The sequence below is a fragment of the Micromonospora sp. LOL_023 genome, assembly GCF_048060115.1.
Classification (GTDB): domain Bacteria; phylum Actinomycetota; class Actinomycetes; order Mycobacteriales; family Micromonosporaceae; genus Micromonospora_E.
Map to the genome: position 1 here is coordinate 70,335 of NZ_JBHMIM010000032.1, position 8,380 is coordinate 78,714.

The following is an 8,380-nucleotide window of genomic DNA, read 5'->3' on the forward strand; positions in this document are numbered from 1 at the left end:
TCGGGGAGGGCTGGGCACGGGCCGTTAGGCTGGGCAGGGTGGACCCGGCGATGCACCCCAGCGATGATCACCTGCGTGTCTCCGACGCCGAGCGCGAGCAGGTGGTGGAGGTGCTCGGCCAGGCGACCGCGGAGGGCCGGCTGACCCTCGACGAGTACGCCGAACGGGCCACCGAGGCGCACAACGCCAAGACGCGCGGCGAGTTGGTCCGGCTCACCGCCGACCTGCCGGCGTCCTCGTCGGGCGCGCTGCCCGGGGCCGGCGGCGCTGGCCCGGTGGTGCCACGATCGCCGGGAGGGCTACCCGTGGTGGGCGGCGGTGCGCTCGCCCCGGTCGAGCGGATGGTGGCCATCTTCGGCGACGAGGTCCGCAAGGGGCACTGGCTGGTGCCCGACCGGGTGGAGGCCAGGGCGGTCTTCGGCGACTGCAAGATCGAGCTGCAGGACGCCCAGATCCAGCATCAGGTGACCACGATCGAGGCGACGGCGATCTTCGGTTCGGTGACGGTCTACGTCCCCGAGGGGGTCGACGTACGGATGACCGGCACGGCCGTGTTCGGCGACAAGAAGTCGAAGCTGACGTCGGTGCCACGACCGGGTGCCCCGGTGATCCAGGTGGTGTGCAACGTGATCTTCGGGTCGGTCGTGGTCCGCCCGCCCAAGCGCAAGTGGTGGTGACCCGCTGCCCGTCATGAGTGGACACTCGCGACGGCGCGGCCTTCCGGATATCAGTCGTGGTTGTTGCGCTGCCAGCGCCCGATTCGGGTTCCTCGGACGAGGCGGGAGCGAAGATGGTCTCGCAGCCAGCGGGCAGCGACCTCGGCGAGCGGACGGACAGCTTCCCGGAGCGGTCCTCGGGCCCGGGCTCGTGCTGCTGTTCTTCGGTGGGCTGCGGCCGACCCAGCGGCTGACCCGACCAGACGAACGATTCGACCTGCACGACCACGGGTTCGTGCATCACACCGGGCGTGGCGATCGCGCGGTCCGGTGGGCCGACGTGGCCCGGGTCCGGCACCTCGGCACCTATCGTGATGGCGGCCTGGTCCACAGTTCCGGGGTCGACTATCGGTGTGTGGTCGAGCTTCGCGACAAGTCGAAGATCAGGTTCGACACGCTGACCGATCGAGCCGACGTCCTGGGCAGCAAACTTGTGAGCGGCAGCGAATAGCTGATCTCAAAGCTGTGCCGGGTACGTGAGTCGATGGACCTCGCTCAGGATCTGTTGGGGGGGAACGCATCCACTTCTCGGCGAACACGCCCCCATCTGGCTGCGGTCCTTCGTCGAGCACGAACAGCAGGCCATGCTGCTTCGTGCCTTCCAACCACTCGCGATTGCGGGCTTGCTGCAGACCGAGGCGTACGCACGAACCATCATGACGGGGTACGGCCTGAGAGGAGACGAGCTGGAGGCGGCGCTGAACACCCGCCTCGTCCGACAAGAGGTGTTGCGCCGTAGTCCGGATCCCTGCCAACTCGTCGCGGTGATCGACGAGTGGGTGCTCCATCGGGATGTCGGCGGGCCGGATGTCATGAGGGAACAGTTGGAGGCGATCGTCTCCGCGAGCGAACTGCCCAGCGTGCGAGTGCACATCATTCCGACGAGCGCTGGCGCCTACGCCGAAGCTCAAGCGGTGGTGACCAGTCGCCCGACCCGCTGGCAGGTCGGGCACCAGTAGTAGTTGCGGGCCGCCAGCGTCCCGGCCGCGACGGCGGTGCCGCAGAGCAGGCAGGGTTGGCCGGCGCGACGGTAGACGTACACCTCGCCGCCGTGCCGGTCGACGCGCGGCGCCCGGCCCATCGCCTCGGGCAGATGCTCGTCCCGCACGGTGTCGATCCGACCCCGGTCGACTCCGACCCGCATCAGGGCGACCAGGTCGACCCAGATGCGCAGCCACTGGTCGGCGGTGAGCTTTCGGCCAGGCAGGGTCGGGGCGATACCGGCCCGGAACAGCACCTCGGTGGCGTAGACCAGGCCGACCCCGGCGACGATGGACTGGTCGAGCAGCAGCGCGCCGAGTGGCTTGGCGCTGCGTCGCACCCGCTCACCGGCGGCAGCCGGGTCAGCGTCCGTACGTAGCGGATCGGCGCCGAGCCGCCCGCGTAGCGCGTCGGCTTCCGCCACGGTGAGCAACTCGCAGGCGGCCGGCCCACGCAGGTCGACCCAGTGCTGCCGGCCCGGCCCAGCGGGCGGCCCGTCGTCAGCTCCGGTCCCCGCCCCGACCAGCCGCAGCCGGATCAGACCGACCGGCTCGGGCGGGGCCCCCGCACCGTCGGCGAACGTGCCGTAGAGACCGAGGTGCACGTGCAGGATGCCGCCACCCGATCCACCCCGGTAGTCGTGCAGCAGGTGTTTGCCGTACGCCTCGGTGGCAACGAGGGTGGCCCCGGACAGCCGGGCCGCACCGGCGACGAACCGCCCCTGCGGGCTGCTCGCCACGACCTGCGATCCACCGAGTACGGCGTCGTGGTGCGCCGCCAGCCGGTGGATGGTGTGACCCTCGGGCATGGCAGGTCAGCTTAGCCAGCCGGCGCTGCCCCGCCCGGCAGGTGTGACGGACCGGACATCTGGGTACTGCGCTGCCTGTAACCGCCGGTGTGTCGGTGCGAACGCGCAGCGACCGACCGGCGTATCGATAAGGAGGAGACCAATGGTCAGTATTCCCTCACTGTCCCGCCGTTCGGAGCCGACGGAGCCGGCGAAGTCGACCGAGTCGGCGAAGTCGACCGGAACCGCGCCGGCGAAGTCGACCGACACCGCGCCGAAGCAGCGCGGCACGACGACGACCACCGGTGGTCCGGCCACGCCCGGTACGACGACCACCGACACTCGGGTCGACCCGGCCCGGACCCGCACCGACGATGTGGATCGTGCCCGTGCGGACGGCACCGCCGTGACCGACCCGGCCACCCGTCCAGCGCCACCCGGGCCCCGACCGGAGCCGCCCACCCGGGAGGACTCCGCGCCCCGACCGACACCTCCGCCGGCACCGGCCGGACCCCGCCCCCGGGCGAGCATGCTGGCCACGCTCAGCCTGATGACCGGAATCGTCGGCGCCTTGTTCGTGCTCTCCGGGGCGCTGGCCCCGTACGGCATCGCGATCGGGGTCGTCGCTCTCGCATTCGGCCTCGGCGGCATCTCGGCGACCGCCCGGCGGCACATCGCCGGACGCACCGAGGCGCTGATCGGCATCGTCCTCGCCCTCGGGACGATGCTCGTCGGCAGCCTGGCGTTGACCGGCTCGTTGTCCTGGCTGACCACCGAGATGGACACGGTGAGCCAGGTACGGCAGTGGCTTGATTCACAGTTTGCCGGAATCTTCTGACGGGCAATTGTGACGGCGGGACGGTGGTTCACCGCCCCGGGGCACCCGACGGCGGTGGTTCACCGCACGAGTGCCGGCATGACGCGATGGTTCATCGCGCAGCGCATCTTCGGGGGGCGACAAAGTGGTCGCCCCCCGAAAGCGTGTCCAGTCATGCGGGCCGGCCCAGGGGTACGCAACGAAACGCCTACAAGAGTGGTCTGATGCGCAATGATTCACCGGCAGACGCAAGTCCTACCGATGGATTCAGCAGGTCCGAGCTTCTAGCGTTGAGGCAAGCGCCAGCCCACGGCCACCGCCGGGGCGCGCCCTCGACCCCAGGAGCCAGACGCATGACGACCTACGCCACCCACCGGCACTACCTGATGTGTCGGCCGACGTACTTCGCCGTGGAATACGCGATCAACCCATGGATGGATCCGTCCCGTCCGGTCGACCGTGAGCTGGCCATCGCCCAATGGGAACAGCTGCGCCGGACGTACCTGGACCTGGGTCACACGGTCGACGAGATCGAGCCGCTGCCTGGCCTGCCCGACATGGTCTTCGCCGCCAACGGCGCCACCGTCATCGGCGGACGGGCCCTCGAGGTGCAGTTCCGTGAACCACAACGGGCCGACGAGGCCCCCGCCTACCGCAACTGGCTGGAGCAGGCCGGCTTCCCGGTGCACGCGGCCAAGCACGTCAACGAAGGCGAAGGCGACCTACTGGTCGTCGGCGACTACCTGCTCGCCGGCACCGGATTCCGCACCGCCCACGCCGCCCACGCACACGCACAGGAGATCTTCGGCCGGCCGGCGGTCACTCTGCAACTGGTCGACCCGTGCTTCTACCACCTGGACACCGCACTCGCCGTGATCGACGAGCGGACCATCGCGTACCTACCGCAGGCCTTCTCCCCCGGCAGCCAGGCAGTGCTGCGCCGGCTCTTTCCCGACGCGATCGAGGCCAGCCTGGCCGACGCCGCCGCGTTCGGACTCAACGCGGTCAGCGACGGCCACAACGTGGTGCTGCCGGTGCAGGCCGACGGACTCGCCGCCGCGCTGCGGGACCGCGGCTACCAGCCGATCGGCGTCGACCTGTCCGAGCTGCGCAAGGCCGGCGGCGGAGCGAAGTGCTGCACGCTGGAGCTGAGGGGGTCGACACGATGATCGTGGACGGGATGCTGCGGACACCGGCGGCGCTACGCGACGCCGAACGCTGGACCGCACACAACTACCACCCGCTGCCGGTGGTGATCAGCGAGGCCGCCGGCGCCTGGGTCACCGACGTCGACGGCAACCGCTACCTGGACTGCCTGGCCGGCTACTCGGCGCTCAACTTCGGCCACCGGCACCCGAAGCTGATCGAGGCGGCGCACGCCCAACTGGACCGGCTCACCCTGACCAGCCGGGCGTTCGTGCACGACCAGTTCGCTGACTTCTGTCGAGAGCTGGCGCAGCTGTGCGGCAAGGACATGGTGCTACCGATGAACACCGGCGCCGAGGCGGTGGAGACCGCGATCAAGGTCGCCCGCAAGTGGGGCTACCAGGTGAAAGGCGTACCGGACGGGCAGGCGACCATCGTCGTCGCCGACGGCAACTTCCACGGGCGGACCACGACGATCATCAGCTTCTCGACCGACGCCGAGGCCCGCGCCGACTTCGGGCCGTACACCCCGGGATTCAAGATCGTGCCGTACGGCGACCTCGCCGCACTCGCCGACGCGATCGACGAGACCTGCGTCGCGGTGCTGCTGGAGCCGATCCAGGGCGAGCAGGGCGTGGTGGTGCCGCCGGCCGGCTACCTGACCGGGGTCCGTGACCTGTGCACCCGCAACGACGTGCTCTTCCTCGCCGACGAGATCCAGTCCGGGCTGGGCCGCACCGGGGCCACCTTCGCCTGCGACCACGAAGACGTCGTCCCGGACATGTACCTGCTGGGCAAGGCGCTCGGCGGCGGCATCGTGCCGGTATCGGCGGTGGTCGCCGACCGCTCGGTGCTCGGGGTGCTGCGCCCCGGCGAGCACGGGTCGACGTTCGGTGGCAATCCGCTGGCCTGCGCGGTCGCCACCGAGGTGGTCCGGCTGCTCGCCACCGGCGAATACCAGCGCCGGTCGGCGCGGCTGGGCGAGCGGCTGCACGCCGGGCTCGGCGCGCTGCGGGACGCGGGCCAGCTGGTCGCGGTCCGCGGCCACGGGCTCTGGGCCGGGCTCGACCTGGATCCGCAACGGTTCACCGGGCGGCTGGCCTGCGAGCGGTTGGCCGGCCGCGGCGTACTGGCCAAGGACACGCACGGCTCGACGATCCGGCTCGCCCCGCCGCTGATCGTCGACGAGTCCGACGTGGACTTCGCGATCGAACAGCTTTCCGCAGTGCTGCGCTGAGCGCACCGGCCGGCCGGGGGGCGATACGCCGCCCGGCCGGAGGCCGACCGGCCCAGGCGCGCGGTCAGTGGAACACGACGGCCCGTCCGCAGGCGATGCTGGCCCGGCACGTCTCATGCAGGGTGAGCCACACCTGCGTCTCGACCGCGAAGTCGGCGTCGTCGGGTACGGCGAACAGCCGGGCGGCCTCGGTGTCCGGCAGCTCGCCGGCCGGGCTGAGCCGCACGCCGATCGCCGGGGCGCAGCGCCGCAACTCGGCCAGCAGGCCCTGGCTCGACCCGACCAACCCACCGCCGGCGACCTCGGCCTCGGCCGGCAGGAACAGCGGGTCACCGAAGTCGACGGGGACGTAGTAGCCCTCCCGGTCGGAGTGGCACAGCAGGTGTGACTCCAGCAGGGCGGCCTGGTCGTCAATCTGTTCCCGGTCGCTGGCGAGTCCGTCGGCGCCGACGATCGGCGCCACCGGCTCGGACAGGTCCACCAAGGCCAACACCCGGCGCAGCCGGTGCAGTTGGCTGGCAGGGAAGCTACGCACGTGCGGTCGCATCGCCGGCACCGTCGCGTCGTAGCGCTCCTGCCAGTCGACTCCCTCGGCGGACAACGCCGCGCTCAACTGGTCGAGGGCGGCGCGGCTGCGCGCCGCCCTCGCTTCGTCTATGCCGGACAGTGCCGTGGTGATGCCGACTGTTACCGCAAGACTCATGCGGGCCAGGTTAGCCGGGCCGCCCGGCAGGTCGATCGGGTCAGCAGGTGGCGAGCATGCCGGACAGCGCCGACTTCTCCGCGCTGTCCACGGTGAGGCTGTAGTACCACTTCACCTGAATCCAGGCGCGGGCGTACGTGCAGCGGAACGAGGCCAGCGGCGGCTGCCAGTTGGCCGGATCCTTGTCCCCCTTGGCCTGGTTGACGTTGTCGGTGACCGCCCACAGCTCCGGCCCGCCGAGGTCGTTGGCGTACGTCTGACGGCGGGCGGTGGTCCACGCGTGGGCACCGGAGCGCCACGCCTCGGCGAGCGGCACCATGTGATCGATGTCGACGTCGGACGCGAGGGTCCAGGTGGCCCCGTCGAACGGGCTGTACCAGGACCCGGAGGTCGCCGCGCAACTGCTGTCGACCACGACGTTGGTGCCGTCGCGCTTGAGCACCTGCTCCCTGGTGTTGCAGCTGCCGGTGACGGTGATCCAGTGTGGGAACAGCGACCGGTTGTAGCTGGACTGGTTGGACTCGGCGGCGACGGTGAGCGAGTTCAGTCGGCTCAGCGCGGTGCTGTAGGACGGGATGTTCGGTGGGACGGCCTGGGCGGGAACGACGGTGAGGGTGAGAGCGACGACGACGGCGATTGTCGCGGCGGCGACGGCTCTGATGGTGCGACTGGCCACGGGGGCTCCTGATATCGCTGCCAGCCGCGGCCGGGTCGGGTACTCCAGCCTGGGGGTACGGCGAGCAGATCGATGTCATCGAATCTAAGTCCCTCAATCGCCATGATCAAGACGATCGGATGAACGGGACGTAACGAGGGCCGCTCCAATCGGGTGGCTCTATCGTTGTCGCCGTGGAAACCTCCGCTGCGACCCCACCATCCGGCGCGCCACGGCTGCACGTGGGCTGCGCCATGTGGACACACAAGTCGTGGCAGAGCCGGCTGCTCGCCCATCCGCTACCGCCGGCCGAACGGCTGCGGCACTACGCTGCCTGGTGCAACGCCGTCGAAGGCAACACGACCTTCTACGCCACGCCGACCCGGGAGACGGTCGTCAGCTGGGCCCGGCAGACCGCTCCCGACTTCCGGTTCGTCCTCAAACTGCCGAAGACGGTCACCCACGAGCATCGACTCACCGACGTCGACGAGCCGCTCGGCGCGTTCCTGCGCGCGATCGAGCCACTCGGGTCGCGTACCCATGCGATCTGGGTCCAGCTGCCGGCGTCGTTCGGCCCCGACGACGTCGGCACGCTCGCCCGCTTCCTACGCCGACTCCCCCGCGACCACCGGTACGCCGTCGAGGTCCGTCACCCGGCGTTCTTCGCCGAACCGGCCGCCGCCGGGCTGCTCGAATCGGCGCTCGCGACCGTGGCCGCCGAATGGGTGCCGTTCGACACCACCGTGTTCTTCGCCAGCCCGCCGACCAGCGACGCCGAACGCGACGCCTGGACCAAGAAGCCACGCACGCCGCTGCGCACCCGGGCGCTGACCGACCGGCCGATCGTGCGCTACCTGGGCCGCGACGACGTCGACCGGACCGTCGCCGGATGGCAACGCTGGGTGGAGACGAACGCCGGCTGGCTGCGGGAAGGGCGCTCGCCGACGGTGTTCATCCACACCCCGGACAACGCCGACGCGCCGACGCTGGCCCGCCGCTTTCACGACGAGGTACGCGCTCGGGTGCCGCGACTCACCCCACTGCCCGAGCCGATTCCGGTCGAGCCGCTGACCCTTTTCTGACCATCGCACACGACGAGGGCCGGACCCCGGGTACGGGGTCCGGCCCTCGGACGGACTCGCATGATGGGTGCCGGTCAAACTGTGCGTGGTCAGCTGTTCGTGGTCAGCTGTTCCAGTGCTCGGCGACGAGTTCGGCGGCCTGGGTCTCCCACTGGGCGTAGTGGTCCGGGAACGCCGATACCTGGACGGTCTGGGCGGCGTCGGTCAACGGCATGTCCTGCCAGCCGTCGACGCCCTTGAGGCCGTCGAGGAACGC

The 8,380-nt window shown here is 70.5% G+C and carries 10 protein-coding genes; 7 read left to right on the forward strand and 3 right to left on the reverse strand.

Annotated features, from left to right (window positions below; genetic code table 11):
- The first annotated feature begins 38 nt into the window (after positions 1–38).
- The 3 genes from ACFHVL_RS18290 to ACFHVL_RS18300 all read left to right on the forward strand — a co-directional run bounded on the left by ACFHVL_RS18290 (position 39) and on the right by ACFHVL_RS18300 (position 1,675).
- On the forward strand, positions 39–677 hold the full coding sequence (locus tag ACFHVL_RS18290; protein WP_416629294.1) for a DUF1707 SHOCT-like domain-containing protein: 639 nt from the start codon (positions 39–41) through the stop codon (positions 675–677).
- A 190-nt stretch (positions 678–867) separates the two neighbouring features.
- Complete coding sequence (locus ACFHVL_RS18295) at positions 868–1,167, forward strand: hypothetical protein (protein WP_416629296.1); 300 nt, start codon at positions 868–870, stop codon at positions 1,165–1,167.
- A 25-nt stretch (positions 1,168–1,192) separates the two neighbouring features.
- Positions 1,193–1,675: a DUF5753 domain-containing protein gene (locus tag ACFHVL_RS18300; protein WP_416629297.1), complete on the forward strand. Its 483-nt coding sequence runs from the start codon at positions 1,193–1,195 to the stop codon at positions 1,673–1,675.
- Here ACFHVL_RS18300 and ACFHVL_RS18305 read toward each other — a convergent pair.
- Positions 1,624–2,505 (reverse strand): Fpg/Nei family DNA glycosylase, encoded by an 882-nt coding sequence (locus ACFHVL_RS18305; protein WP_416629298.1) that lies wholly within the window; start codon positions 2,503–2,505, stop codon positions 1,624–1,626. The genes ACFHVL_RS18300 and ACFHVL_RS18305 overlap by 52 nt on opposite strands.
- A 142-nt stretch (positions 2,506–2,647) precedes the next feature.
- Here ACFHVL_RS18305 and ACFHVL_RS18310 point away from each other — a divergent pair, with 142 nt between their 5' ends.
- From ACFHVL_RS18310 to rocD, 3 genes are all read left to right on the forward strand, one after another.
- Positions 2,648–3,322: a hypothetical protein gene (locus tag ACFHVL_RS18310; RefSeq protein ID WP_416629299.1), complete on the forward strand. Its 675-nt coding sequence runs from the start codon at positions 2,648–2,650 to the stop codon at positions 3,320–3,322.
- 332 nt (positions 3,323–3,654) lie between these two features.
- Positions 3,655–4,470 (forward strand): dimethylargininase, encoded by an 816-nt coding sequence (ddaH, locus tag ACFHVL_RS18315; protein WP_416629301.1) that lies wholly within the window; start codon positions 3,655–3,657, stop codon positions 4,468–4,470.
- Positions 4,467–5,684, forward strand: coding sequence for an ornithine--oxo-acid transaminase (gene rocD / locus ACFHVL_RS18320; protein WP_416629314.1), 1,218 nt, complete (start codon positions 4,467–4,469; stop codon positions 5,682–5,684). The genes ddaH and rocD overlap by 4 nt, the downstream gene beginning before the upstream one ends.
- A 64-nt stretch (positions 5,685–5,748) precedes the next feature.
- On the opposite strand, the gene ACFHVL_RS18325 is transcribed toward rocD, so the two are convergent.
- Both ACFHVL_RS18325 and ACFHVL_RS18330 read right to left on the reverse strand, forming a co-directional pair.
- Complete coding sequence (locus ACFHVL_RS18325) at positions 5,749–6,387, reverse strand: hypothetical protein (protein WP_416629302.1); 639 nt, start codon at positions 6,385–6,387, stop codon at positions 5,749–5,751.
- A 40-nt stretch (positions 6,388–6,427) separates the two neighbouring features.
- Positions 6,428–7,063: an HNH endonuclease family protein gene (locus tag ACFHVL_RS18330; protein ID WP_416629304.1), complete on the reverse strand. Its 636-nt coding sequence runs from the start codon at positions 7,061–7,063 to the stop codon at positions 6,428–6,430.
- 233 nt (positions 7,064–7,296) lie between these two features.
- Here ACFHVL_RS18330 and ACFHVL_RS18335 point away from each other — a divergent pair, with 233 nt between their 5' ends.
- The gene (locus ACFHVL_RS18335) at positions 7,297–8,124 is read left to right on the forward strand and encodes a DUF72 domain-containing protein (protein ID WP_416629315.1); all 828 of its coding nucleotides are present in this window, start codon (positions 7,297–7,299) and stop codon (positions 8,122–8,124) included.
- Positions 8,125–8,380: the final 256 nt, after the last annotated feature.